The following is a 25,186-nucleotide window of genomic DNA, read 5'->3' as shown; positions in this document are numbered from 1 at the left end:
ACGGCCGGTGGCTATGGCGCGGGGGATCCACCCGATCCCATCCCGAACTCGGAAGTGAAAACCCGCTGCGCGGATGGTACTGCCGGGGCCACCCGGTGGGAGAGTACGGCGCCGCCGGCCAACTATCACAGCAACGCCCGCCTCGATCTGATCGAGGCGGGCGTTGCTGTTTTCGTGTCTCCAGTTTCGACCGTCGTTACCGGTACGTCATCGCCGGGAAGCCGAGGTGCTTGCGCAGGAGCGCCATCTGGCCGATGTGATAGGCTTCGTGGGAGAGCAGGAAGGTGAGGCCGCCGGCGACGGTCGGGTCGTCGACGGGGTAGCGCTGGGGCGACGTCGCCGCGAGGGCATCGCCGTCCAGCTCGCCCAGGCGCGCGTCGAGGGAGGCGGAGACGGACGACCACGCGCCGCGGATCTCGTCGAGCGGAGGATACATCGGCAGATCGTCGATCGCGCTGATGCCGGCGAGCAGCTCGGTGAACGGGTTCGCCATCGCGCCGCCGGCGTACTCCAGCGTGAAATGGCGCACGTCGACGAGGTGGAGCGCGATGAACGCGATGCTGTTGGTGCGCTCGCCCGGGCGGGTGCGCGCGGCATCGTCGTCCATCTCCTCCAGGCTGTTGAGGAAGAGGCGCGTGTGCAGCCGAAAGCCGGTGCGGAGAACGTGCGCAGGGTGGGGCATCTGCCTGACGTCGGATGGGGTGGGGAAGAGACGATGCGGCTGGAGATCAGTATCCGCGAATCGCGTCGTCGGCGGAAGCCGGACGATCTTCTTGCGTCGCCGGGAGCACTGAATGGCGCGCGCTCCGATGTCGCCATCATTGAACCAGGATGTGACATCGCGACGGGGGGCCACGGTCAGCCGACGATGCAGCGCATCCCTCCAAGCGCGATCCCGAGGGGGCAGAAATCGACAGTTGAATCGCAAATTGCCGGAAATGTCCGCCTTCACAGGCACCCTCCGTCGAGCGTATCTCCGTCTCAATCAGCCACTTATGTACTTGGCTAAACAAGACTATGGCGCTCGTGACCCAACTGCGACATATTCTCCCCAGACTGTGGATGCGGTGCCACGAACCGGTTGCGGCATTCGTGCCCACAGCGTAACTTCGGGGCCACGACGTTCCGACCCCGCCTTCCAGCTTACGGGCGCCAGCGCGCCCTTCAAGCCAACGCGCACCATGAGCGACACTGCCGAGAACGACGTCCCGATCACCGTGCTGATCGTTGACGACGAAGAGTTGCTGGTGAAGAGCTGCGGCCAGATCCTCTCCAGCGAGGGCTACTCGGTGCACACCGAGGGGCGGGGGCGCAACGCGCTCGACTTCGTCCGCCGCCAGCGGCCCGAGATCGTGCTGACCGACCTGATGCTGCCCGACATGGACGGGCTGGCGCTGCTGAAGGAGATCAAGAAGCTGGCGCCCGAGACGCTGGTGGTGATGATCACCGGCTTCGCCACGGTGGACAGCTCGGTCGAAGCCATCCGCGCGGGGGCGTACGACTACATCCCCAAGCCGGTCACCGCCACGCAGCTGCGCATCCTGATCGGCCGGGCGGCGCAGCAGGTCAAGCTGGTGCGCGACAACGCCAACCTGCGCGACCAGCTCAAGAAGCACTACAGCTTCGAGAACATCATCGGCACCAGCGAGGCCATCCAGAAGGTGTTCGCGGTGGTCAGCCGCGTGGCGCCCACCGACGCCAGCGTGTTCATCTCGGGCGAGAGCGGCACGGGGAAGGAGCTGATCGCGCGCGCCATCCACACCAACAGCCGGCGCTCGGCGCGGCCGTTCACCGCCATCAACTGCGCGGCGCTCCCCGACCACCTGCTGGAGAGCGAGCTGTTCGGCCACGAGAAGGGTGCGTTCACCGGCGCCGAGCGCGAGAAGCGCGGGCTGCTGGAGCTGGCCGCGGGCGGCACCTTCTTCCTGGACGAGGTGTCGGAGATGAGCATGGACCTGCAGGCCAAGCTCCTCCGCGTGATCCAGGAGCGCAGGATCCGCCGCGTGGGCGGCGGCGAGGAGCTGCCCATCGACGTGCGCTGGGTGAGCGCCACCAACCGCGACCCCGAGCAGGCGGTGCGCGACGGGGTGCTGCGGCAGGACCTGCTCTACCGGCTGAACGTGGTGCCGGTCAAGCTTCCGCCGCTGCGCCACCGCCGCGAAGACATCCCCGCGCTGGCGCAGCACTTCCTGCGGCGCTACGCGCAGGAGTACGACCGCGAGGGGCTGCGCTTCAGCGCCGAGGCCATGCGGGTGCTGAACGAGTACGAGTGGCCGGGGAACGTGCGCGAGCTGCAGAACGTGATGGAGCGGATCGTGTCGCTCTGCCTCCCCGGGCAGGAGATCTTCCCCGAGGACATGCCCGAGGAGCTGTCGGCGCGGCGCACCACCAACGGCAAGGGCGGCCCGGTGCCGCTGTTCTCGTCGGACCTGCCCTTCCACGACGCCAAGAACGACGCGATCACGGCGTTCGAGAAGGAATACCTGAGCGACCTGCTGCAGCGCCACAACGGCAACATCTCGCAGGCGGCGCGCACGGCGGGGATCGACCGCAAGACCATCCACCGCATGCTGGCCAAGTACCAGCTCGAGGGCCGCGACTAGGCTTCGTGGTCGTATCGACGGATGGAGATCGGCCCCTCGCGACGGATGCTCGCGGGGGGCCGATCTTCTTTCGAACAGCGGCTTTGGGCGTGTTGGGCGCCGAGACGCCCAAACGGGCTGCGCGCGCCGTAGGCAACGATACTACTGTTGCCAACGGCGCCGGGCCCCCGGCGGATTCGTCGCCCCCGCCGCTTCGTCACGAGGCGCGGACACCGGCGCCGCCGCCCCCGCCGGGGTCCCGGCCCTCCGGGCGCGCATCCCTCACGCAGATGCACGGCCCGGGGATGGACGGGGCGGATGAATCCGCGGCAACAACCACACGAAGTCCGCCTTCGCGGACTGCAGCCACTCGTTCCGCCGATGTCCTGGTGCGCGCGGCGAGACTCGGCGAATCCCCTTTTACCCATCCCCCTGAAACGACGAAGGCGAGACGGAGCCGCCGTCTCGCCTTCCGCTCTCTCCCCTGCCGCCGCTTCTACCGCCGCGCGTCCTGCGCGCGGCTGCCGATGGCGCGGCGGGCGTTGGGCGGCGCGGGCACGCCGGCCACGGCGGGGCCGCGCTGGCGCTGCGTCCCCAGCACCGCGCGGGCCAGGTCGCGCTCGATGGGCTCGGGGGCGGCCAGGCCCTGGTTCATCAGCACCACCACGGCCAGGTGCTCGTCGGGGTACCACGCCACCTGCGCGCGGAAGCCGGCGACGGCGCCGTCGTGGTGCAGGTACGGGCCGGCGTCGGTGGTGTCCACCATCATCGCGTAGCCGTAGGCCATCCGGGTGCTCTGGTCCGGCGGCGGCGCGGGCGTGGTCATCTCCCGGAACGACGCGGCGGAGAGCACGCGGCCCTCGCCCAGCGCGATCTCCCACCGGGCCAGGTCCACGGCGGTGGAGCAGAGCGAGCCGGCGGCGTAGAGCACCGACGGGTCCCACGGCGCCGCGTGCACCGCCTTGCCGCCGCGGCCGCGCACGAAGCCGTTGGGCACGCGGCTGCTCAGCTCGCCGCAGTAGCGCGTGTCGCGCAGCCCCAGCGGCGCGAAGAACTGCTCGCGCAGGTAGTCGGCGTAGCCCTGCCCGCTCACCTGCTCGATCACCAGCCCCAGCAGGTAGTAGCCCGAGTTGCTGTAGTGGAACCCCATCCCCGGCACGAACAGCAGCGGCCGGTCGGCCAGCGCCTCGATCACGCGCGCGGGCGCCAGCGGCTGGCGGAACTCGCGCATGAACTCGGTGAAGTTGGGTACCCCCGCGGTGTGGTTCAGCAACCGGCGGATCGTGACTTCCTCGTACGGGTCCGGCAGCCCGTCCACGTAGCGCGTGACCGGGTCGTCGAGCGACAGGCGCCCCTGCTCGGCCAGCCGCAGCACGGCCGCGGCGGTGAACTGCTTGGTGACCGAGGCGATCTGGTACTCGGTGGCGGCCGTGGCGGCGCGCTCGCGCGGCGGGTCGACCACGCCGTAGCCGCGCTGCAGGAGCACGCGCCCGTCCTTCACCACCGCCACGCTCAGGCCGGGGATGGACTGGTCGGCCATGGAGTGGCGGGCGATGGAATCCAGCGTGATGGCCAGCCGCGACACCTCGCCGCCGCGCGGGGGCGGGGCGAACGCCACGAGCTGGGCGCGCGCGGAAGGCGCGGTGGCGCAGGCGAGCAGGGCGGCGGCGATGGCCGTCGGGCGCAGACGCATGGGTGTGGCGATGGAGCGGGGTGTGGCTGAGCTGCTGCTTGCGTGTCCGTCCGCCGCGGGAGTGCGCGCGAACGCTCGCTCGCGTTTCGGCGAGCCGCAGTTGAAGTGGAACGGTTGTGACGGAGTTTGCGGGTGGGGGACCCGCCCGGACCGGTACTGCCTCCGGAGGTGGCCCGTGGAGGGCCTTCAGGAGGGAGGGGTGCCTCTGAAGATAAATCTACGTCATCACGGCGTTTATGAGAAGTGTCATCATGCGTCCCCCGAGCCGGCGCGGGAAAATCTAATCCAGCGCTCACCTCTTCCGGCCGATGGTGACGGTGCCGTCCCGCACGTCGAGCTTAGGATCAACCTAGAGATCCCGGACCCCTCGCAGCAGCTCGCGTACGGCGGCCTCGGGGTCCGGCGCGCGCATGACGGCGCTGATGACGGCCACGCCCGCGGCGCCCGCGCGCACCACGCCGCCCGCGTTCGCCGCGGCGATCCCGCCGATGCCGACCACGGGGATGCGCACCGCCGCGGCCACCTCGGCAATGCGTCCGCAGCCGACGGCGGAGCCCGCGTCGGCCTTGCTCCCGGTCTCGTACACCGGGCCGGTGCCCACGTAGTCCGCGCCGCCGCGCTCGGCCGCCCGCGCCAGCTCCGGCGTCTCCGCGCTGATGCCGACGAGGAAGCCAGGGGGGGCGATCCGCCGCGCCGCCTCGACGGGAAGGTCGTCCTGCCCCAGGTGCACGCCGTCCGCGCCGGCGGCCAGGGCCACGTCGAGCCGGTCGTTCACCCAGAGCAGCGCGCCGGCCGCGCGCGTCTCCGCGCGCAGCGCGCGGGCGAGCTCCACCTGCTCGCGCGCCGGCTGGTCCTTGCCGCGCAGCTGGATGGACGGCGCGCCGCCCCGCAGCGCCGCGCGCACCACGTCGACGATCGTGCGTCCGTCGCCGCAGCCGGGGTCGGTGATGACGATGAGGGAGAGCCGGTCGCGGAGGTCGGTCATGCGAGTCGTGGCGTGCTCGATCAGCAGCGCGGGTTCCGCGTGGAGAATGCGACTGAATAAGTCGCGGCTACAACTACACGAAGTCCGCCTTCGCGGACTGCTGGCTTCGGAGCAGCCGAGAGATCCGCGCGCGCGACGGGCATCCACCCGGTCGAAGTCCGTCGCGCGCACCGGCACCTCCGTCGCGCCGCCGGTTGTAGTCCGCGAAGGCGGACTTCGTGTCGTTGTTGCAGCGAATTTATTCGCCCTCAATGCGTCGGAGGTGCGGCCGGCGCGGTTGCCGCCCGCGCGCGGCGGGCCTCGGCCTGGGCGGCGCGCTTGGCGGCGTTGTGCTCCGCCAGCGTGCGCGTGAACACGTGCGTGCCGTTCGGACGGGCGACGAAGTACAGGTAGTCGGCCGCCGCCGGGTTCAGCGCCGCCTGGATCGCGCCCTGGCTGGGCGACGCGATGGGGCCGGGCGGAAGGCCGGCGTGGGTGTAGGTGTTGTACGGGTTCTCCGCGACGGACGAGATGTCGCGGTAGAGGAGCCGCGCGCGCTGCTGGCCCAGCGCGAACTGCACCGTGGGGTCGGCCTGCAGCCGCATCCCCTTCCGCAGGCGGTTGCGGTACACGGCGGCGATGGTCGGGCGCTCGCGCCAGTCCTTCGCCTCGCGCTCCACGATGCTGGCCAAGGCGACGGCGTCGCGCTCCGTCATCGCCTGCGCCTGGAGCTGGGTGCGCATCTGCGGCGTCCAGGCGGCCTTGTAGCGCTTCACCATCTCCCCGATCGCCGTCTCCACCGGCGTGCCGAGGGGGAAGACGTAGGTGGCGGGGTAGAGGTAGCCCTCCAGCGTCGGCCCGGGAACGGCGTACTTCTTCGCCACGGCGGTGTCGGCCAGGCGCGCGTAGATGGAGTCCGCGTTGCCGCCCAGCGCCGCCGCGGTGCGGTTGGCGATCTGCCGCGCCGTCCAGCCCTCGGGAACGACGATGCGCGCCTTCACCACGTCGCCGCGCACGAGCTTGCCGACGATGATCTTCCACGACTCGCCCGCGCGGAACTCGTAGATGCCGGGCTTGATCTTCGCGGCCGCATCCTGCGCGTCGGCGTAGCGGCGGAACTTCGGCGCGGACTCGACGATCCCGCGCGCCACCAGCGAGTCGGCCACGATGGGGAGCGACGCGCCGGCGGGCACCTTCACGCGGATCGGCGGGCCGTGCGGGTTGCCGCCGCCGTCCGTCGCGCAGGCGGCGAGCGCGACGAGGGCGGCGAGTGCGAAAGTGCGAAAGTGCGAAAGTGCGAAAGTGCGGGAGTGCGACGGCATTTCGATCACCCCTCGCGCGGGCGCTGGCGGAGCCACGCGGCCAAAATCAGCGCGGCGGCGGCGGCGTCGACGCGCTCCTTCTGCTCGCGCTGGCTGCGCTTGAGCCCCATCCCGCGCACCGCGCGCTCGGCGGCGACGGAGGTCATCCGCTCGTCGATCCAGCGCACCGGCAATCCCGTCCTCCGCTCCAGGTCGGCGCCGAACTGGCGGACCTCTTTCGTCCAGTCGGTCTCATCTCCCGAAAGAGCCAGCGGCAGTCCCACCACGGCCTCGTCCACCTCCTGCTCCTCCACCAGCCTGGTGATTTCCGCCCACGGTGGGCGCTTCCCCGGCCGCCGCTGCAGCGTGGTCAGCGGCGACGCGATGGTGCGCGTGGGGTCGCTCACCGCCACGCCGATGCGGCGCTCGCCGTAGTCCAGGGCCATCGATCGGGGCATCGCCTCGCAGGGGTCGGGGTTCAGGCGCAGGAAACTACGTCGCCCGCGCGCCGTCTGCACCTGCCGGGCCGGAGGCGGCGCTTTCAATCCGGTTCAGGAGATTGGGGTCGGGGCGGACGCTGATGTGGGTGGGCGGTTGAAACCGCGGCAGATTCTACCAAGGAACCTCCTGCGAGCAAGATGCTCAGAAAACGGCGAAAACACTAGATGAGCGCGCGCAACCTGCTCACCTAATCCCGCCGCACAGAGCAGAAATTCCTACCAACTGACAGTGCAACTGACAGTCGCCCCCCGCCCGGGGGGCGGCTGGTCTGTCCACTCGGAACGAGTGAGTTGCACGTGTCACCGTATCTCGCCTCCGCACTAGAGGAAGTAGTCCGCGACCTGCTCAGGGAGCGGATGGAGTTGGAACAACGCATCAACGCGGACCTCGACCGCGTTGAGGCGATTGACACGATGGTGTGCGGGTTCCGGGCCGTGAGCGGCCCCGGCGGCCCCTGCCACGTCCCCGCCGTGTTCGCACCGGCGGGAGGCGAGGCGGGGGCCGTTTGCGTTCCCGCCGGTCGCGGCCTGATCGCGCTCGGGGGCTGAGATGATCGCCCCCGCTGCCATTCCCGCCGGAATGGCCTCTCCGGAGGAAGCCGCCAAGCTCGTCGCGTACGTCGAGCGGCTGACGCGCTACCTCACCGCCCCCCTGACGGAGCGGCTGTTCTGCGACGAAGACGTGACGGACATCCAGATCAACTCGGACGGGTTGGTCTGGCTGGACCGGCACTCGGCGGGTCGCGTCCACGAGGGCGACGTGCTTCCCCCGGAGCGCGTCGAAATGTTCGTCAACGCCGTGGCGCAGCACCTCGGCGCCACGTTCGACGCTCGCAACTCGATCCTCGAGGGCGAGCTACCCGGCCCCGTCTTCCTCGGCTCACGGCTGATCGCGCTCGGTCCCCCGACCGTGGCGCGCCCGGCGATGGTGGTCCGCAAGCCCCCGCTGCGGATCTACACGCTGGACGACTACCGGGCGTCCGGCATCCTCACCGCCGGGCAACTGGATGCCGTCCTCGGCGGCATTCTGGATCACCGCAACATCGTCGTCTGCGGCGCCACGCGCAGCGGGAAGACGACCTTCCTCAACGCCATCCTCGCGGCCGTCGCTGACCTCTGCCCCAACGAACGCCTCGTTGTGGTCGAGGACACACTGGAAGTGAAGTCGTCCGTCCCGAACACGCAGACCCTCCGCACCAGCCAGCACAAAGACCATCACGACCTGCTGAAGGCGACCCTTCGCCTCAGCCCCGACCGGATCGTCTTCGGCGAAGTCCGCGACAAGGCCGTCCTCGCGCTGCTGGACGCGTGGACGACCGACCATTCCGGCTTTGCCACGTTCCACGCCGCAGACGCCGAAGGCGCCCTGCGGCGGATGAACCGCCTCGCCATGCGCAACCGCGTCCCGCCCCAACTGGAACTGGTCGCGGAGGCCGTTCACGTCCTGGTGCTGATTCAGGGCGGATCGGTCAAGCGGCACGTGCGCGAGGTGGTTCGCGTTTCCGGCTTCGACCCGCGCGAACGCCGGTTCTCCTTCCAACGCCTCGCGTGAGGCACATCCACAGGAGTGCTCCCATGAGCATCGCACGCCGCATCCCCGGAACCGCGACCGGCGCCCGCGTCTGGTCGTACACCCTCGCCCCGGCGCGCGCCGGGCTCCGCCGCACATGGCGGAACACCTACGGCAGAGCGGGCGCCCTCGCGCTCGCTGCGCTGCTGTACTCGTCGGTCCTGATGGCGGGCGGCACCGGGTCGAACATGCCGTGGAACGCCCCGCTCACCAACCTGCTGAACAACCTGACCGGGCCCACGGCGCGGGCGGTCGTCGGGATCGGCGTCGCCCTGTGCGGCGTGATCTGGATGATGAAGCGCCACGAGGAAGGAGCGGGGCGGCTCGGGCAGGCCGTGGTCGGGGGCGCGCTGGTGTTTGGCGCGCAGGTCTTCGTCGGCGCGGTCGGCTTCGCCGGCGCGCTGGTCTGACGCGGGGCCGCGCCATGAGCACGCGTCAGCGTCGGGGCCACGCCATCCACCCCTCGCTCGTCCGGAATCCGTTGCTGTTCGGGACGGAGTCGGAAGCGGTGGTGGTGGAAGCCCTCGTGGTTTGGGGTGTCGTCGTCTTCGCGGGGCTGTCGGTCCTGACGCTGGCCGTCGCCGTGGCCTTCTGGAGCGTCGTTCACCCGCTGCTGGTGTGGGTGTCGAAGCGGGACGGGCAGGTGTTCCGCCTCTACCTCCGGTCGCTCTCTCACCAGAGCTACTACCCGGCGCACGCGCTGCTGCGTGCGCCCGCACCGGCCTTCCACAACGCCTTTCCCGGCCGAAGGGCCTGAGCCGCCATGCTGCCTTTCTTCATGGGCATCGCGGCTGCCCTGCTGGCCGCACTCGCCGCGGCGAAGCTGCGCGAGGACCGCACGGAAGTCCGCGGCGTCGCGGACGTGCTGCCGTACGGGTTCCTCATCGGGCCGGGGGTCGTCCTGAACAAGGACGGCTCCCTGCTGGCGGGATTCCGGTTCCGGGGACCCGACAGCGCCGCCGCGACGGCGGACGACCTGGCCGACCTGTCGGAATACATCGCCAACGCCTTCGCCCCGGTGGGGGACGGGTGGGGGTTCCACGTCAGCGAGTTCCGGCGGGAGTCCGTCGGCTACCCGCGCGGCGGGGGCTTTTCCGATCCCGTTTCGTGGCTCGTAGACGACGAACGGCGGCGCTCGTACGAGTCCGCCGGGCTGCACTACGAGTCGGATTTCTTCCTCATCGCCACGTACCTGCCGCCCTCGGACAGGTACTCCAAGCTCGTCGCGTTCTTCGTGGAAGGAGCCGAACGCGGCGAGGTGGACTGGAGCGGCGTCCTCGCGCAGTTCGAGGGCGAGCTGACCGAGCTGCGGGACCGGCTGCGCGGTCGCGTGCAGATGGAGCGGCTGGACGACGCGTCGCTGCTCGGCCACCTGCACGCCTGCCTCACCGGGCTGCACCATCCGGTGCGGGTGCCCGAGGACGGCGCCTATCTCAACGTCGTCCTGTCGGACCGCGATTTCGTGGGCGGGTTCGAGCCCCGCGTCGGGGACAAGCACGTCCGTGTCGTGGCCGTGCAGGATTTCCCGTGGAAGCCCGAACCGGCGGCGCTGGAAGCACTCGGACGCCTGCCGTTCGGCTTCCGGTGGTGCTCGCGGTTCGTGCTCCTCTCGACGCAGGCCGGGGAGTCGGAGATCAAGAAGGCGCGGCGCGGGTGGCGGGTGCAGGACGGGCTGCGCCAGCTCCTCGGCGGCGCCCGGCATTCCGGTCGGAATGAGGCCGCCGCCGAAGGTGGCGGCGGCGGACGCCCGCTCTCGATGGAAGCGGACGCGGACGCCGCGCTCGCGCTCAGCGAGAGCGGGCAGGTCCGGTTCCTCGCGTACACCGCCACGCTCGTCCTCTACGAAGACGACGCAGGCCGGGCGGACGCGAACGCGCGGGAGCTGCTGCGCGTGCTCAACGACCTGGGCTTCACCGGCCGGGTCGAGGGTGTCAACGCGGTCGATGCGTTCTGGGGGAGCCTGCCGGGGCTCTTCTACCCGAACCTGCGGCGGCCGGTGCTCCACACCGGCAACCTCGGGCATCTCTTCCCGTCCACGGCGCTGTGGGCGGGCGAGGAATACAACCCGTCCCCGCTCCTGCCGCTCCGCTCGCCGCCGCTGATGATCGCGGAGACGGCGGGCTCCACGCCGTTCCGGCTCAACACCGACACCGACACCAGTGGAAACGCGCTCGTCCTCGGTCCCCCGGGGGCGGGCAAGTCGGCGTTCCTCAACCTGCACCGCCTCCAGGTGCTCAGGTACGCGGGAGCGCAGACGGCGTTCTTCGACATCGGGCATTCGGCGTGGCTCCCGGCCGTCGCCACCGGCGCGCGGCATCACGACATAGGCGCGGAGGGCGGCAAGCTCCAGCCGCTGCGGAACGTGGCGGACAACGCCGAGGCGCTGTGGGGCCGGGAGTGGGTCGAGGGGCTGGTGGCCGTGCAGGGCCACGAGTGCGACGCGGCGGACCGCGTGAAGCTGGAGCGCGCGGTCCGGCTGCTCGGCAAGCAGCCGCCGAAGAACCGCACGCTCACCGAGCTGCACGTGCAGGTGCAGGACGCGCGCCTCAGGGCCGCGCTGGAGCCGTACCTGGGGACGTTCCTCGACGGCGACAGCGACAGCATCGAAGACGCCCCGCATCTGGTTTTCGAGATGGGCGCCCTGATGAAGATGGGGCGCACCATGCGCACGCCGACCGTGCTCTACCTGCTCCACCGGGTGGAGCTGCTTACGGCGGCGGGCGCCCGCCCGACGTGGACGTACCTCGATGAGATGCACCGCTACTTGGACGATCCGGTCTTTGAGCGGTGGATCAGGTTCGCGCTGGTGACGGAGCGGAAGAACAACAGCCGCTTCGTGCTGGCGACGCAGAGCCTCGCCCAGCTCGAAGAGAGCGCCGCCCGGCACATCGTCTACGAGACGTGCCGGGTCAAGATCCTCCTCCCCAACCCGGAAGCGGCGACGACGAGCCGGAAGCTCTACACGGAAATCGGCCTCAACGAGGCCGAAATCCGGCACGTCGCCACGGCCACCCCGTCGCGGGACTACTTCCTCCGCTCCCCGACCGGGAAGCGGGTGTTTTCCCTCGGCGTCGGCCCCGTCGCCGCCGCCTTCCTCTTCCCGCGTCCTGGCCTCTCCACACAGGACACCCGCCGGTTCGCGTCCGCTGCGATGGCCGACCACGGCCCGCAGTGGACGCGCGAATGGCTGCGCCGGGCCGGGCTTACGGCCTGGGCCGACGCACTTCCGTCCACGATTCAGACACAGGAGAACGACGATGCGCACTCGGCTTCGTCTCTCGATTACGCGCTGGCTTAGCGCCGCCGTGGTGGCGGGCTCGCTGCTCACCGTGTCCTCCGCGCCGGCCTCGGCGCAGTTCGGCGGGGTGGTGGTCGATCTGCGCAACCTCGCGCAGAACATCGCCCACTACCGCGTGCGGCTGCAGCAGTTCGCCGCGCAGAAACAGCAGCTCACGAATCAGCTCAACGCCATGCGGAAGCTGTCGCGCCCCAACTGGCGCGACCTCGGCCGCGTGGCGCAGCAGCTCGACCAGGTGGTCGCGCAGGCGAACGGCATCGCCTACAGCCTGCGGCAGGCCGAGGCGCTGTTCCGCCAGACCTTCCCCGGCTACACGCCGCCCGTCGGCGGATGGTCGCCGCGCTCGGCGCGCACGCAGACCGAGCGGACGCTGGCAACGCTGCAGGGCGTCGTCGCCGGGACGGTGGCGGTCGGTCAGGAGGTGCAGGCGGCGGCCGCGACGCTCGGCCAGATCAAGGCGCAGATGGGCTCCGTGCAGGGGCACGAGCAGGCGCTGGAGCTCCAGACGACCATGCAGGGCTTCACCGCCGACCAGATCACCATGCTGCGGCAGGCAGTGGTGATGCAGGCCAACGCGCAGGCGGTGGTCGAGGCGCAGCGGCTCCAGCAGCAGGCCGCCGCGGCGTCGGTGCGCGAGATGGCCGCGCAGCGGCTCGGAGCGTACCGGCCCCTCACCACGGGCGGCTTCACCGGGACGCGGACCGGGGGGGAGCCGTGAGCGCCCCGGTCCAGACCCCTCCGTGCGCTCCGCGCACGGAGGGGGAGAAGCCGCATTCCGACCGGAATGCCGTGCCGCGATGGGCACGCCTGCTGGTGAGCCGTCACGTCGTGCGTGCGGTGGCGCTCACCGCGGTCGTGGTGCTGGTGGCGAGCATGGTCGCGCCGCACGCCGACGCGCAGCAGGTGGTCAACGGCATGGCGGAGGAGTGGCGCCGTGCCTCGCTGGTGTGGGCCGCGAGGCTGATGCGGAACGCGCAGCGGCTGTTCGTCACGCTGGCCGGGTTCGAGGTGGTGGCGAGCGCGATGGTGCTGCTGCTCAAGCCGAAGCGCCTGGACGAGGCGGCGGGCGGGTTCGTCCTCAAGATCCTCGTCATGTCGATCTGCTTCTTCTCGATCACCAGCTTCGAGCTGGTGGTCCCGAAGCTCTTCGACAGCTTCGTGGTGGCGGGCCAGACCGCCGCATTCATCCCCTCGCTCAACCCCTCCCAGGTCGCCGGGATGGGGATCATGCTCGCGGGCAAGATGATGGCGGGCGCGGTGGTGAGCGCGCTCATGATGGATCAGGTGACGTTCGTGTTCGCGATGGTCTGCGCCTTCCTCGTGGCGCTCGCGTTCTGCGGGATGGCCTGCCAGATCGTCTACTGCCTGGTCGAAGGATACGTGGTGATGTCGGCCGGGGTGTTCTTCCTCGGATTCGCCGCGTTCCGGGGCACCGCGACCCTCGCCGAGAACTACCTGACGTACGTGATGCACTCGGGCATCAAGATCATGATGCTCTACCTGCTCGTGCCCGTCGGCGTCTCGGTCATCGGCAACTGGCCCACGATCCCGCCGCTCTTCGATCTCGCCGATCCGATAGAGCGGCTGATCGGCGTCTGCATCTTCTGCGGGCTGGTGATGTTCCTCCCCGGCAGTTTCGCCTCCCGGATCACGGGCGGCGCCTCGCTCGGGATCGCGCAAGCACTCCGCAACAACTGACGGAGGTTCCCGTGAAGCATTCCGACCGGAATGGCGGGACGCGCGAGGACGCACCCGCCAAGGCGAGCACAAGCACGTACCTGCGAGCGCGGGACGCCTTCCTGAGCGTGTTCAGCGACCCCGTGCGGGGCCGCCGCAACTGGCAGCTTGCCGCCTTCGGGCTGCTGCTGGTCAACGCCTTCATGGCGGTGTCCTACCAGCGGCTCGCGTCCACCGCGCAGTGGACGCCCTACATCGTGAAGGTGGACCACTTCGGACAGGTGGTCTACAGCGGCCCGGCCGAGAAGACCAGCCCGACCGATCCTCAGCTCGTGGTCTACACGCTCGCGCAGTTCATCCGGAACGTCCGCACGGTGTCCTCGGACCCGGCGGCGCAGATGGAGTTCATCCACCGCAGCTACGCGCACCTCGCGAAAAACGCGGCCGGGTACGTCAACCAGCATTTCAGCGACCCGGCCAACGATCCCCGCGTGCTCGGCCGTTCGCTCTCGCGGACGGTCGTGGTGAACAGCGTCCTGCCGATCCCCAAGTCGAACACGTGGAAGGTCCAGTGGACCGAACAGGACACGCCGCTCCAGGGCGGCGCGTCCAGCTCGCGCACGTCGTGGGAAGCCTACCTCACCGTCGAGGTTGTTCCGCCGGAGCGGCCGAAGACGGATGCCGACTGGCAGAAACTCTTTGAAAACCCGCTGGGGCTCTATGTGGTCGAGTTGAACTGGGCCCCCATCGCTACAGGAGAAGCCAAGCCATGAAGTCGCTTGTCTTGGGCGGGCTTCTGCTCGCCGTAAGTGCGCTGCTGCCCCTCGGGGCGAGCGGCCAGTCCGTTCGGCCGGGAGACGTGAAGGTGTTCCGGTACGGCCAGGAGCAGCCGACGGTCGTCTGCGTGGAAATGCGCATCTGCACTGTCGAGCTGCAGGCCGGCGAGGACGTGCAGGGCCAGCCGCTCGTCGCGGACACGACGAGCTGGAGCATCGCGGTCTACCACTTCGGCGAGGGCGCCACGCGCCGGGCCGAGGTCGCGGTCAAGCCGCTGCTGTGCGGCGTCTCGACCAACATGGTCCTGCCGACCACTCGGCGGCGCTATGAGCTGTCGCTGCTGTCGGCGCCGTGCCGGGACGTGGACGATTGGGACCACAACGCCGCGTACACGCGCCGCGTGCGCTTCTTCTACCCGGAAGACGCGGAGTGGCGGAACGCGCAGGAGCAGGGGACGGCGGCGGCCACGGCCGCGCGCGACAGCGCGGACGTGCCGCTGGCCGCCGGGGTGGGTGCCGAAAACCTTCGCTTCGACTACACGTGGCGCCGCACGGGCGGCTTCCCGTGGGAACCGCTCCAGGTCGTGGACGACGGGACGCACACCTACATCTACGTCCCCGAGGAAGCCCGGCAGGCGGAACAGGCGATCCTCTACGTCGTGGAGGAGTCGGGCCAGCGGGCGCTCCTCAACTACGCCGGCCCGCGCGAGACGGGCTTCTACAAGACGGACCGGATCGCCCGGCACCTCGCGCTGGTGATCGGCGGGCCCGGCGGCCGGGCGAAGGTGCTGCACATCTACAACCGGCGCATGGGAGGACGGTGAGCCATGCGCACGAAGCAGCTTAAGGCCCGGAGCGGCCCGGAGCCGTCCGGCGCCGGACCGGGGAGCACGCCCCGGCCGGACGTGAAGCGCCTCAGCAGCAAGCCCGTGGTGATCGCGGGCGCCGCGCTGCTGTTCGTGGTCCTCGCGGTGGCGTTCCTCGTCACGTCGCGGCCGAAGCCCAGCGACGGCGCGGCGGCGGGTCCGGGGGGCGGCACGCCCGAGGGCCCGGCCACCGCCGAGTTCCTGAACAACGAACCTACCGCAGCCCCTCCGCCGGGGCCGGCGTGCCAGGGGATGGAGTGCGCGGCGAGCGTGGCGGGCGGCGCCGCGCCCGGCGCGAGCGCGGCCGACTCGGCCGCGCTCGCCGCCGCGGCTGCGCAGCAGTCCTACGGCGCGTATCCGGCGGCAGGCGCCGGGGCGGCACCGCAGGGAGCCGACCCGTACGCGGCGAGCTACGGCCCGGCGCCGGAAGCGGCGGCGCCCGCCGCCGCACCCGCCGCGCCGGAGTGCGACCGCCGGTGCCGCTACCGGGCGGCTCGCGGTGCGCGCCTGCCGTCTGACGGCACGGGCACCAGTGCCGCCGCGGCGCCCACCTCCCCCGGCCAGCAGTTCCGGCCGGGGCCGGACGGCCTGATGCCGGATGCGTACTACACGGCCCTGGCCGACTCGATGATGAGTGCCGAGCTGTCGGCGTACGGGTCGTCCATCGACGCGGCCGGGGCCGCGCCGCATTCCGGCCGGAATGCAACCGCCGCCCCCCAGCTCGCCACCGCACCGCCGGGAGATGCCGGGCGAGCTTCCCCGGCGCCGCAGGCGCCGGTCTCCCCGTCCTCGCCGTACGTGGTGAGCGCCGGGACCCTGATCGCGGCGGCGCTGGTGACGGGGATCAACTCGGACCTCTGCGGGAACGTCAAGGCGGTGGTGACGCGGGACGTGTACGACGCGCGCCTGCGCGTCGTGCTGATCCCGGCGGGGGCGGAGCTGCTGGGGACGTGCAGCGATCAGGTGGCGGGCGGGCAGGCGCGGCTCGCCGTTGCCTGGACGCGCGTGCGCTTCCCTGACGGGCGGACGCTCGCGCTGCCCGGCCTCCCCACGCACTCGACGGACGGCCGGTCCGGAATTCGGGACCGCGTGAACAACCATTGGGGGCGCGTCTTCGGAACGGCCGTGCTGCTCTCCGCGCTCGGCGCGGGGGTGCAGCTCGGCGTCCCGCAGGAGACGGACGGCGGCTCCATGTCCCCGGCGCAGACCGCCGCCACGGCGGCGGCGACGGAGCTCTCCACGCTGGCGACGGAGATCCTTCGGCGGAACCTCGAGGTCAAGCCGACCATCGAGATCCGCCCGGCGACGCCGTTCGTGGTGTTCGTGGCCGCCGACCTGGACGTGGGCGCCCCCGCGCCGCGTCCCCGGCTCGGAGGTGCGAGGTGACGGCGCGCGCCGCCAGCGGCGGCCAGGCCGCCGGCGGGCCGCCGCAGGCGGCCGTCCGGCCGAAGCCGATCAGCCCCGCCGTGCCGCTGCTGATCGGGAGCGCCGTCCTCGCCTGCGCAGTGGCGACGCAGTTCCTCGCGGCTTCGCTCCACTACAGCCCGGCCCTCGGGTCGCCGCTGCTGGCGCTCACGCCGGGCCAGACGTTCGCGGTGAAGCTCGCGGCCGTGCTGGTCCTCGCCGGTGCGGGGGTGCTGGCAACGGTGCGGCAGTCGTGGAAGGTGTTCGGTCAGGGCCTCGGAGTCGGCGTGGTGCTGGTGCTCGCCAGCCTTGGGCCGATCTACGATCCGGTGCTCGGGATCATGTGGGGGCTGCGCCTCGCGCAGCAGCCCGCATACGCGAGCCTCGCCGGCAGGGCGGCCGTGGCGGGCGCCGCCTCCGGCGGCGCGGCGTTCGTCACGGGCTACCTGCTCCTGCCGAAGCCCACGCCAGCCGCGCCCACGGGCTCGTTCGGAACCGCTCGGTTCGGGGATCCGGAACCGCTCAAGGGTGTGCCCGGCGGGCCGATCATCGGGCGGCACGACGGCGAGCTGCTGCGCTATCCGGGGGACGGGCACCTCATCACCTTCGCCCCCACCGGGAGCGGGAAGGGGATCGGCTCCGTCCTGCCCAACTGCCTGACGTACCCCGGCAGTCTGGTGGTGACGGACCCGAAGGGGGAAAACGCGGCGGTGTCCGGCCGCACCCGCCGCGACGACCTGCACCAGCAGGTGGCGTGGCTGGACCCGTGGCGCGTGCTCCAGCCGGTGGGCGGCCCCGTGGGGTCGGACTGCTTCAACCCGCTGGATTTCATCGATCCGGAAGGCGAGGATGCGAACGACGACGCGTGGCTGATCGGCGAGCAGCTGGTGCCGCCGACGTACCACGGGAGCGACGAAGGGCACTGGCTCGACCAGGCGCGCGCGTTCCTCTCGGGGCTCGTCCTCCACATCGCCACGAAGTACGAACCGGGCGACCCGAAGCGTTCGTTGCCGCACGTGCGCGACTGCGTGTGCGTGGGCGACGAAGCCTTCAACGCCCTTCTCACCGAGATGGCCGACAACACCGCCGCAGGCGGTGGGGTCGCGCGGGTCGCCACGCTGTTCAAGCGCATCATGGACCGCTCCGAGAAGGAGTTCGGGTCCATCATGAGCACGGTCGCGCGGCACACGTGGTTTCTCGACAGCCCGCGCATCCGCACGGTCATGCAGTCGTCCAGCTTCAAGATGGACGCGCTGAAGGCCGGAAAGCTCTCGCTGTTCATCACCGTCCCGCCGCACCGGCTGGACACCTACGGGGCGTGGCAGCGGATCAACCTCGCCTGCGCCATCGCGGCGACGAGCCGCGTGGTCGGGCGCCCCGAGCACAAGGTGCTCGCCATCATCGACGAAGCCGGCAACATGGGGACGTTGCCGGAACTGCCCCGCACCGTGACGCTGAGCCGCGGGGCCGGCCTCACGCTGTGGGTCATCTTCCAGGACATCAGCCAACCGAAGGCGCTCTACAACACGCGGTGGGCGACGTTTTTCGCCAACGCCGACGTGCTCCAGTCGTTCGGCACGAACGACCACGAGACGGCCACGCTGCTGTCCGCGATGGCGGGCGAGGAAACCATCGTGGTGGAGTCGGCCAACGCCTCGGCCAGCCGCAACCGCGGCGGACGGGGCGGCGGCGGCTCCAGCAGCGGGAGCGGCGTGACGGCGGCGGAACGCGGCCGAAAGCTGCTCTTCCCCGACGAAGTGCGTCGGTTGGAAACCAACCGGCAGCTCGTGTTCATGCGCGGCCGGGAGCCGCTGCTGGTGGACCGCGTGAATTACCTGCGGGACGCTGAGTTCGCGAACCTCTTCGACGGAAACCCCACCTACAACCCGGTCGGTGGCGGCCGAGGGGGGCGGCCATGATCGCCTTCCTCACCGAGACGCGCACGCGCGTCTTCCTCTTCGCCTCGGCCGCGCTGTTCACGGCCACCGCCGTGGCCGTGCTCATCGGGCTGCGGCTGTGCCTGACACCGAGCATCCCGCTCGGCGTCTACCAGACCATCGACGGCGCCGCGCCGGTGCCCGGCGTGGTGGTGATGGTCTGCCTCAGCGAGCCCACGGCGAGCCTCGCGGCGAAGCGCGGCTACATCGCGCGGGGGCGGCCGTTGGGGACGGACGACGTCTGCCCGGACGGGCTGGAGCCCCTGGGCAAGCGTGTCCTCGCCACCGGCGGGGACACGGTGGCCGTGGCGGATCGCGGCCTCGCCGTAAACGGCCGCGCCGTTCCCCGCACCGCCCGGCTCCCGCGCGACAGCTACGGGCGCCCGCTCCCGCTCTACCCGGCGGGCGTCTACGTGGTGCACGCGGGCGACCTGTGGGTGATCGCCACCGACAGCCGCCGCAGCTTCGACAGCCGGTATTTCGGCCCGCTGCCGGAACGGAACGTCCTCGCGGTCGTCCGCCCGCTCCTGACGTGGGAGCGGGGGGCGATCCTGCCCGCATTCCGACCGGAATGGGGCAACCCCGCCACCCGCCATCCGGAGTCCGGACGATGATGCGCGCCTCCCTCCTCCTGGCGGGCGCCGCGCTCGCCGTCTGCGCGGCGCCGTGCGGCGCGCAGGATCACACCTCGTCCGTGCAGTTCAGCGACCACGCGGCCGGGGAGCACGTGGCCACGGAGTACCTGCCGGGCGGCGTGGTCTACCCCGGCGGCGCCGTGGACGGCGCCCAGGCGCCGGCGCTGGAGCGTGAGGTCACGTTCACGGGCACCGTGGACGTGCAGCTCGTCGGCGTGACGGCGAGCAACCAGCTCACGCTCTGGAACGCGCAGGGCCAGACCATGACGGCGCGGGTGCGCTGCTTCTGGGCGGACGCCGGAAGCGGGGCGCGCGCGTGGGTCGAGTTCAACTGCTTCCGCGCAGGCGCGGGCGCGCCGCCGCCGCAGGGCGGCGGGCTCCCGCGCGTGGTCGTGCTGCGCGCGTTCGTCGTGGTGGACGCGGCGCAGACCAGCGCCGCACGCGCGGGCCGCTACAGCGGCACCGCGTCCTTCCGTGTGGACGCCATGTAGCCGGAGGGCCCGGGCGGCGCAGCCGCCGGCGCGGGCGCCCCCCGGCCGGCTCCGGCAGACGCGGCGGCCACACAACACCGGGAGCGGGGCGGATGCCCCCCTCCCCTCCCTGAACCGAAAGGAAGTCCGACCATGCAGTTCACGAAGAACGCCGCGGCGGTGGCCGCGATGCTGGCTCTCTGCGCGGCGCCCTCGGCGCTGAGCGCGCAGTTCGGGCAGACGACGGACCGCTCCGGCGCCATCACGCTGCAGTTCACCGTCGCCAAGTGGGTCGAGGTCGTCAGCGACGCCCCGTCCACCCACGACCTGACCGAGGGCACGGACGGCGTGACGCCCGGCCAGGCGATGATCGACACGCCGGAGGGCGCGGTCACGCGCGAGATCCGGGCGAACACGATGTACCGCCTCACCCTGCAGGGGATCAACGATTTCGGCGAGATCGAGTTCATCGCCGGGCAGGCGCCTCCGGGGACGGGGATCGTCCTCCAGATGCAGTGCCGGATCTCCGCCACGGAGCATCCGGCGTCGCCCGCCGAGTATTCGGACTGGCTGTGCTCCAACAGCGGGCCGATGGTCCCCACCAGCTCGTCGTGGGTGACGCTGCGCGCCTACACGGACGACCCGTCCGTGACGGAGAACCGGCGCGCCGGGCTGTACCAGGCCACGGTCTACCTCCAGATCGAGGCGCTCTGAGCGACCGACACCGGGCGGGCACCGCTCCCGGCGCGCGGCCGGGGCGGCGCCTCGCCACCTGAACACCAGAGGGAGACACAACCCCATGAGACGGATTCCTTTCGCACTGGTCGCGGCGGCGCTGCTGGCGGGCTCGCCCGCGCTGGCGCAGCAGCAGCTCAGCGACCGCAGCGGCGCCATCACCTTCGCCATCGGCGTGGCCCCGTTCGTGGAAGTGGTGAACCACGAACCGTCCTTCCACGACTTCACCTTCTACTTCCGCGACGGGGTGCCGCCGGGCTACGGCGCCATCAGCACCAGCAGCCTGTTCACCACCAACCCGGTCGAGCGGGAGGTGCGGGCGAACGTCCCCTACCGCCTGAGCATCGTCGGGCTGCGGGAGGACGGGAAGCTCGTCTTCCGGAGCGCCGAGGGAGACGAGCAGGCGCTGACCACGGCGTGCGACAACCTCGCCAGCCCGGACCCGTCCACGCGCACGCTCGCGACGATCTTCAACTGCCAGGGCAGCTCGACGTTCGCCGCGCCGAGCGGGTCGCGGTGGCTGCTGTTCCACGCGTACACGCCGCGCAAGGAAGACCTGAACAACGCGCGGGCCGGGGTCTACACGGCGACGATCTACATGCAGATCGACGCCGCCTGACGGGCCGCGCCCCGCATTCCGACCGGAATGCGGCGCGCGCCGCCGGGGGGAGCTCCATCCCCGGCGGCGCCCCGGGCCGCAGCACCACATGAACGCACTCAACCCCGTGAACGAAGGGAGACGGATATGTCCGGAAGGATTCTCGGCAGGGCGGCGCTGGTCGCCGCCACGGCGCTGGCGTTCGGCGCCCGCGAGGCGGCCGCGGTGAACGTCTCGCCCGCCGTGCTCTACATCGACGCCCGCACCCGCGAGGGCGTGGTGACGCTCTACAACTCGGGCAAGCAGCCGGAAGAGATCGAGCTGGGGTTCCAGTGGGGCACCCACGTCTCCGACGCGGACGGCGTGGTGCGGCTGGTCCTGGCGGACTCGGCCCCGGCCGGGGCGCCCTCGGCGCTGCCGTGGCTGCGCGCCTACCCGCGCCGGCTGGTGCTGGCGCCGGGCGAGAGCCAGGTGGTGCGGGTGATCGTCCGGCCCCCGGCCGGGCTCGCGGCCGGGGAGTATTGGGCGCGGCTGGTCGTCAACGCCGTGCCGCAGGTCCCGCCGGTGGAGAAGACGCAGGGGCAGGCCACCATGCGCCTGCGCATCGGCACGCGCATCGTGGGCGGGCTGCACTACCGCGTGGGGCGGCTCTCCACGTCGCTCTCCGTCGAGCACGCCAGCGCGGCGCGCGAAGGCGACAAGGCGCACCTGACGCTGGACCTCGCGCGCGGCGGCAACGCGGCCTTCATCGGCCGCCTTCGCGCGCGGCTGCTGGACGCGCACGGCGCGGTGGTGGGCGCGGAGCACGTCGAGCCGATCACCGTCTACCGCGGCCTGCGCTGGCGCTTCACCATCCCGGCCGCCGACGCCGCGCGCGTCGCGGCCGTCGAATACACGCTCGACACCGAGCGCACCGACCTGCCGCAGGGGACGGTGCTCCGCGCCGATCCCGTGCAGGGGCGGGTGAACCTCAGCGAGGGGGCCGCGAACGCGGCCCGCAGCCGGTGAGCCGGGCGGCGCTGCGCCGCGCCACCTGCGCGGCGGTGGCGCTCCTGGGCGCCACCCTCGCCGCTGCGCCCGCATGGGCGCAGGCGCCCGCGCACCTCGCGCTGGCCACCTCCGGCGCGGGGGCGCCGGGGACGACCACGGCGGAGCCGGGCGCGGAGCCGGCGGTCTTCTCGGTCCGCGTGGGTGAGCTGCCCGCGCGGACGATCCCGGCGCTGGTGGACGGGCAGCGCCGCCTGCTGCTGCCGGTGGCGAAAATCGCGGAAGCAGCCGGGGTGCCGTTCGCCGCCGGAGGGGGCGGAGGACGCGCATTCCGACCGGAATACGCAGAGGGGGGGATCGCGGCCGACACCGCGCTGCGACAGCTCCGGAGCGACAGCACCACGCTCCAGCTCGGTCCCGACGAGATGATGGTGTCGGAGGGCGAAGTCTACGCCGCGGCCGGGCTGCTCGCCGAGCTGCTGGACGCGGAGCTGGTGGTGGAGTGGGGGAAGCTCACGGCCCGGCTGGACCGGGAGCGGCCGTTCCCGGCTGAGGCGCGGCTGGCGGTCGCGGAGCGGCGGGCGGGCCTCGCCCCGGCGGCGTTGCCGGAGACGTACACGAATCCGCGCGCCGTGCCGTACCGGCCGAAGTGGGGCGGCATGGTGTTCGACTGGGAGTTGAGCGCGCAGTCGCTCAATCCCTCCCGCAGCATGACGTTCTCGCCCACGCTCGGGACGGCGGTGTGGGGCGGCGAGCTGAAGGTGGGCGCGACGCTCGGCAGCGACGAGCGCGGCGACGCCGCGCCCGTCGATCTGCACGCGCAGTACCGGCGCGCCTTCCCCACCGCGAGCCTCGTCCGGCAGATCGAGGTCGGCGACGTGGCGGCCGAGGGGCCGTTCCTCCAGCAGCTCCAGGGCGTACGGATCACCAACGTCCCGCACACGCAGGAGGCGATCTTCGGGATGGTGCCGATCGGGGCCAGCGTCCCGGCCGGGTGGGAATACGAAGTCTATCAGGGCGGGCGGCTGGTGGGCTTCTCGGACGCCATCTCGGACGGAAGCCCGCCCGCGCTGATCCGCTACGGCAGCAGCGACGTGCGGGTGCGGGAGATCGGGCCGGACGGCCAGGAGCGCGTGCGCGACCTGACGTTCGCCGTCCCGTACTCGATGGTGCGGCAGGGCGCCTTCCGGTACGACCTGGGCGCGGGTCGCTGCCGGTGGTCGGACTGCTCGGCCGGTGCCTTCGCGGCAGGACGCTACGGCCTCACCAACGGGCTCACGGTCGGCGGGGGCTTCAACCTGCGGCGCGGGGGCGCCGCGGGTGACGCCTTCAAGCCGTACGTGGGCCTCGCCTTCGCGAACGCGCACGGCGCGTCGGGCGAGCTCCAGGTGGAGCGCGGCGGGGCGGGCCGCGCGTCCGTGCAGCTCCTCGGCAACTCGCGCCTCGGCTTCCAAGCCTCGGCGCGGCTGGACCCGTCGTTCCGGCTCGGCGCGGACTCGGCCGTGGCCGTGGAGCCGCGCCGCTATTGGACCGGGGACGCCTCGGCCACGTACCGCACCGGCGCCGCCGGGATCTCGGCCGTGCGCCTCTCCGGGCACGTGGACGGGCACCTGGGCGGCGAGGTGGAGCGGTGGAGCGCCACCGGTGCGGTCTACCACTCCGGCGGGACCGTGGAAGCGAGCCTGACGGACGGGCCCGCCGTGCCGGCGTACCTCGGGCTGCGGGGGACGCAGATGCTCGGGCGGCTCTTCGGCACGATGCCGTCCAGCCTCTCGGCTGGCGCCAGCCTCGGCGGCGAGGGCGTGCAGACGGCGGACGCCGGCCTGAGCGTGGGGGCGCTCGGGTGGGCGAACGTGAGCGCGAGCGTGCGGTGGGACCGCGCGCGGAGCGCGCGCCCGGTCCTCGAGCTGGGCCTGAGCGCCTTCACGCGCAGCCTGCGCGTGCACTCCCGCGTCTCCACCGAGCGTGGGGCCGCGCGCAACCGCACGACGATCTCCGCCCGGGGATCGCTGGCGGAAGCGGGCCTCGCGGGCGTCAGCGCGCTACCCGGCCCGGCCGAGGGATCGGGCGGGATCACCGGGCTCGTCTACTACGACCGCGACGCGGACGGCCGTTTCACGGCGGGGGACACCGTCCTCGCCGGGCAAGTCGTGCAGGTCGGCGGGCTGCCGGTACGGACGGACGCGCGGGGGCGCTACGTCCGGTGGAACGTCTCGCCGTATGACGTCGCGTACGTGCGCATCCACCCGAACGCGGTGGCGGACCCGGCGCTCACGCCGGCGCAGCCGGAGCACCGCGTGCGCCCGGTGCCGAACCGGGCGATCACGGTGGATTTCCCCGTCGTGCAGACGCGGCCTGTCGGGGGGCAGGTCGCGGGGCTGGCGGACGCGGCGCTCGGCGGGATCACGCTGGAGCTGGCCGGCGAGCACGGCCAGGTGACGGCCGCCACGACCTTCACGGACGGCGCGTGGTACGTGGCGCGGGCGCGGCCCGGCCGCTACCGCGTCACCGTCGCCAGCAGCTCGCTGGCGGCGCTCTCGGCGCGCGCGGCGGCCGTCGAGCTCGTCGTCCCGGCCGATGGCGACGCCGAGGTGCAGGCACCCACGATCCAGATTTCTACCGGCAGCGCGCCGGTGGCGGCGGATACCGCCGCCGTGCCGCGTGTCGGCTCGGCCACCATCGACAACCCCGGAGGGAACCATGCTCCAGCGGAGCAGGCGCGCGCGGCTGCTGCTCCTGGCGGCGGCGCTCGCGGCGTGCAGCTCGCCGGATCGGCGCATCGCGGAAGGCGAGGAACCGATCGCGTCGCTACAGGTGCGGCACCGGTCGCGGCGGTACGACACCGCGTTTTGGGCCGGACAGGCACGCGCGTCCACCGCGCTGTGGGCCATCGCGCTGCAGTTCTGCCGAAGCGAGGGGCGGGACCTGGCCGCGCATCCCAACTGCGCGAGTGTCATCGCGGCGGATGCGCAGACGCAGGGCGGCCGGTCGCGGCGCGCAGCGCCGGTCCGGCTGGTGGCGTGAGCGAGCGTAGCGTGCCACACCTCCGTCGGCGTGTGCCGCTACCTACCCGGCCTGTCGTGGTCCTGCGCGACGGCGCGGGCTGGACGATGCGAAGCTAAGACGCCGGATGGTCAGGCGGCGTGCGGCGGGTGCCTTTCGGGGGGAAGGCGCCCTCTTCGCGCTTCGCCGC

Annotated in this window: 22 protein-coding genes and 1 rRNA gene; 18 read left to right on the top strand and 5 right to left on the bottom strand. The window is 71.9% G+C overall.

Annotated features, from left to right (window positions below; all coding sequences use genetic code 11):
• The first annotated feature begins 3 nt into the window (after positions 1–3).
• Positions 4–120 (top strand): 5S ribosomal RNA (gene rrf / locus VF092_21700).
• A gap of 76 nt (positions 121–196) precedes the next feature.
• Here the strand turns inward: rrf and VF092_21695 are convergent.
• Positions 197–682 (bottom strand): DinB family protein, encoded by a 486-nt coding sequence (locus tag VF092_21695; GenBank protein HEX6749922.1) that lies wholly within the window; start codon positions 680–682, stop codon positions 197–199.
• Between the two features lie 499 nt (positions 683–1,181).
• Between VF092_21695 and VF092_21690 the strand changes: the two genes are divergently transcribed.
• Positions 1,182–2,603, top strand: a complete 1,422-nt coding sequence (locus VF092_21690; protein ID HEX6749921.1) for a sigma-54 dependent transcriptional regulator — start codon at positions 1,182–1,184, stop codon at positions 2,601–2,603.
• 475 nt (positions 2,604–3,078) lie between these two features.
• Here VF092_21690 and VF092_21685 read toward each other — a convergent pair whose 3' ends face one another.
• The 4 genes from VF092_21685 to ruvX form a co-directional block, all read right to left on the bottom strand.
• Positions 3,079–4,275 carry a serine hydrolase domain-containing protein gene (locus VF092_21685; GenBank protein HEX6749920.1) on the bottom strand — a complete coding sequence of 399 codons (1,197 nt, stop codon included), beginning with the start codon at positions 4,273–4,275 and terminating at the stop codon, positions 3,079–3,081.
• Positions 4,276–4,624: 349 nt separating this feature from the next.
• Entirely contained in the window at positions 4,625–5,260 is a 636-nt protein-coding gene (gene thiE / locus VF092_21680) for a thiamine phosphate synthase (GenBank protein HEX6749919.1), read from the bottom strand.
• Positions 5,261–5,508: 248 nt separating this feature from the next.
• Positions 5,509–6,561 carry an endolytic transglycosylase MltG gene (gene mltG, locus VF092_21675; GenBank protein ID HEX6749918.1) on the bottom strand — a complete coding sequence of 351 codons (1,053 nt, stop codon included), beginning with the start codon at positions 6,559–6,561 and terminating at the stop codon, positions 5,509–5,511.
• A 5-nt stretch (positions 6,562–6,566) separates the two neighbouring features.
• Complete coding sequence (gene ruvX / locus VF092_21670; protein HEX6749917.1) at positions 6,567–6,998, bottom strand: Holliday junction resolvase RuvX; 432 nt, start codon at positions 6,996–6,998, stop codon at positions 6,567–6,569.
• A gap of 592 nt (positions 6,999–7,590) precedes the next feature.
• On the opposite strand from ruvX, the gene VF092_21665 reads away from it, so the two are divergent.
• From VF092_21665 to VF092_21590, 16 genes are all read left to right on the top strand, one after another.
• On the top strand, positions 7,591–8,592 hold the full coding sequence (locus VF092_21665) for an ATPase, T2SS/T4P/T4SS family (GenBank protein HEX6749916.1): 1,002 nt from the start codon (positions 7,591–7,593) through the stop codon (positions 8,590–8,592).
• Between the two features lie 23 nt (positions 8,593–8,615).
• Positions 8,616–9,020, top strand: coding sequence for a TrbC/VirB2 family protein (locus VF092_21660; GenBank protein HEX6749915.1), 405 nt, complete (start codon positions 8,616–8,618; stop codon positions 9,018–9,020).
• Positions 9,021–9,034: 14 nt separating this feature from the next.
• On the top strand, positions 9,035–9,367 hold the full coding sequence (locus VF092_21655; GenBank protein ID HEX6749914.1) for a VirB3 family type IV secretion system protein: 333 nt from the start codon (positions 9,035–9,037) through the stop codon (positions 9,365–9,367).
• A gap of 6 nt (positions 9,368–9,373) precedes the next feature.
• Positions 9,374–11,908: a hypothetical protein gene (locus VF092_21650; protein ID HEX6749913.1), complete on the top strand. Its 2,535-nt coding sequence runs from the start codon at positions 9,374–9,376 to the stop codon at positions 11,906–11,908.
• Complete coding sequence (locus VF092_21645; protein HEX6749912.1) at positions 11,868–12,626, top strand: hypothetical protein; 759 nt, start codon at positions 11,868–11,870, stop codon at positions 12,624–12,626. The genes VF092_21650 and VF092_21645 overlap by 41 nt, the downstream gene beginning before the upstream one ends.
• The gene (locus tag VF092_21640) at positions 12,623–13,606 is read left to right on the top strand and encodes a type IV secretion system protein (protein ID HEX6749911.1); all 984 of its coding nucleotides are present in this window, start codon (positions 12,623–12,625) and stop codon (positions 13,604–13,606) included. The genes VF092_21645 and VF092_21640 overlap by 4 nt, the downstream gene beginning before the upstream one ends.
• Positions 13,607–13,617: 11 nt before the next feature.
• On the top strand, positions 13,618–14,358 hold the full coding sequence (locus VF092_21635) for a type IV secretion system protein (GenBank protein HEX6749910.1): 741 nt from the start codon (positions 13,618–13,620) through the stop codon (positions 14,356–14,358).
• Positions 14,355–15,185 carry a TrbG/VirB9 family P-type conjugative transfer protein gene (locus tag VF092_21630; protein HEX6749909.1) on the top strand — a complete coding sequence of 277 codons (831 nt, stop codon included), beginning with the start codon at positions 14,355–14,357 and terminating at the stop codon, positions 15,183–15,185. Before VF092_21635 ends, VF092_21630 begins: the two co-directional genes overlap by 4 nt.
• Positions 15,186–15,188: 3 nt before the next feature.
• Positions 15,189–16,613 (top strand): TrbI/VirB10 family protein, encoded by a 1,425-nt coding sequence (locus tag VF092_21625; GenBank protein ID HEX6749908.1) that lies wholly within the window; start codon positions 15,189–15,191, stop codon positions 16,611–16,613.
• The gene (locus VF092_21620) at positions 16,610–18,550 is read left to right on the top strand and encodes a type IV secretory system conjugative DNA transfer family protein (protein ID HEX6749907.1); all 1,941 of its coding nucleotides are present in this window, start codon (positions 16,610–16,612) and stop codon (positions 18,548–18,550) included. Before VF092_21625 ends, VF092_21620 begins: the two co-directional genes overlap by 4 nt.
• Positions 18,547–19,182 (top strand): conjugative transfer signal peptidase TraF, encoded by a 636-nt coding sequence (traF, locus tag VF092_21615; protein ID HEX6749906.1) that lies wholly within the window; start codon positions 18,547–18,549, stop codon positions 19,180–19,182. Before VF092_21620 ends, traF begins: the two co-directional genes overlap by 4 nt.
• Complete coding sequence (locus tag VF092_21610) at positions 19,179–19,694, top strand: hypothetical protein (GenBank protein HEX6749905.1); 516 nt, start codon at positions 19,179–19,181, stop codon at positions 19,692–19,694. Before traF ends, VF092_21610 begins: the two co-directional genes overlap by 4 nt.
• Positions 19,695–19,826: 132 nt before the next feature.
• Positions 19,827–20,387 (top strand): hypothetical protein, encoded by a 561-nt coding sequence (locus VF092_21605; GenBank protein HEX6749904.1) that lies wholly within the window; start codon positions 19,827–19,829, stop codon positions 20,385–20,387.
• Positions 20,388–20,472: 85 nt separating this feature from the next.
• Positions 20,473–21,027: a hypothetical protein gene (locus VF092_21600; protein ID HEX6749903.1), complete on the top strand. Its 555-nt coding sequence runs from the start codon at positions 20,473–20,475 to the stop codon at positions 21,025–21,027.
• 126 nt (positions 21,028–21,153) lie between these two features.
• Entirely contained in the window at positions 21,154–22,014 is an 861-nt protein-coding gene (locus tag VF092_21595; protein HEX6749902.1) for a hypothetical protein, read from the top strand.
• Positions 22,011–25,115 carry a hypothetical protein gene (locus VF092_21590; protein ID HEX6749901.1) on the top strand — a complete coding sequence of 1,035 codons (3,105 nt, stop codon included), beginning with the start codon at positions 22,011–22,013 and terminating at the stop codon, positions 25,113–25,115. Before VF092_21595 ends, VF092_21590 begins: the two co-directional genes overlap by 4 nt.
• Positions 25,116–25,186: the final 71 nt, after the last annotated feature.

It is taken from the genome of Longimicrobium sp. (assembly GCA_036377595.1).
Lineage (GTDB): Bacteria > Gemmatimonadota > Gemmatimonadetes > Longimicrobiales > Longimicrobiaceae > Longimicrobium.
Note: the sequence above shows the minus strand (reverse complement) of the source record. Positions and strands in the feature narration are given on the sequence as shown.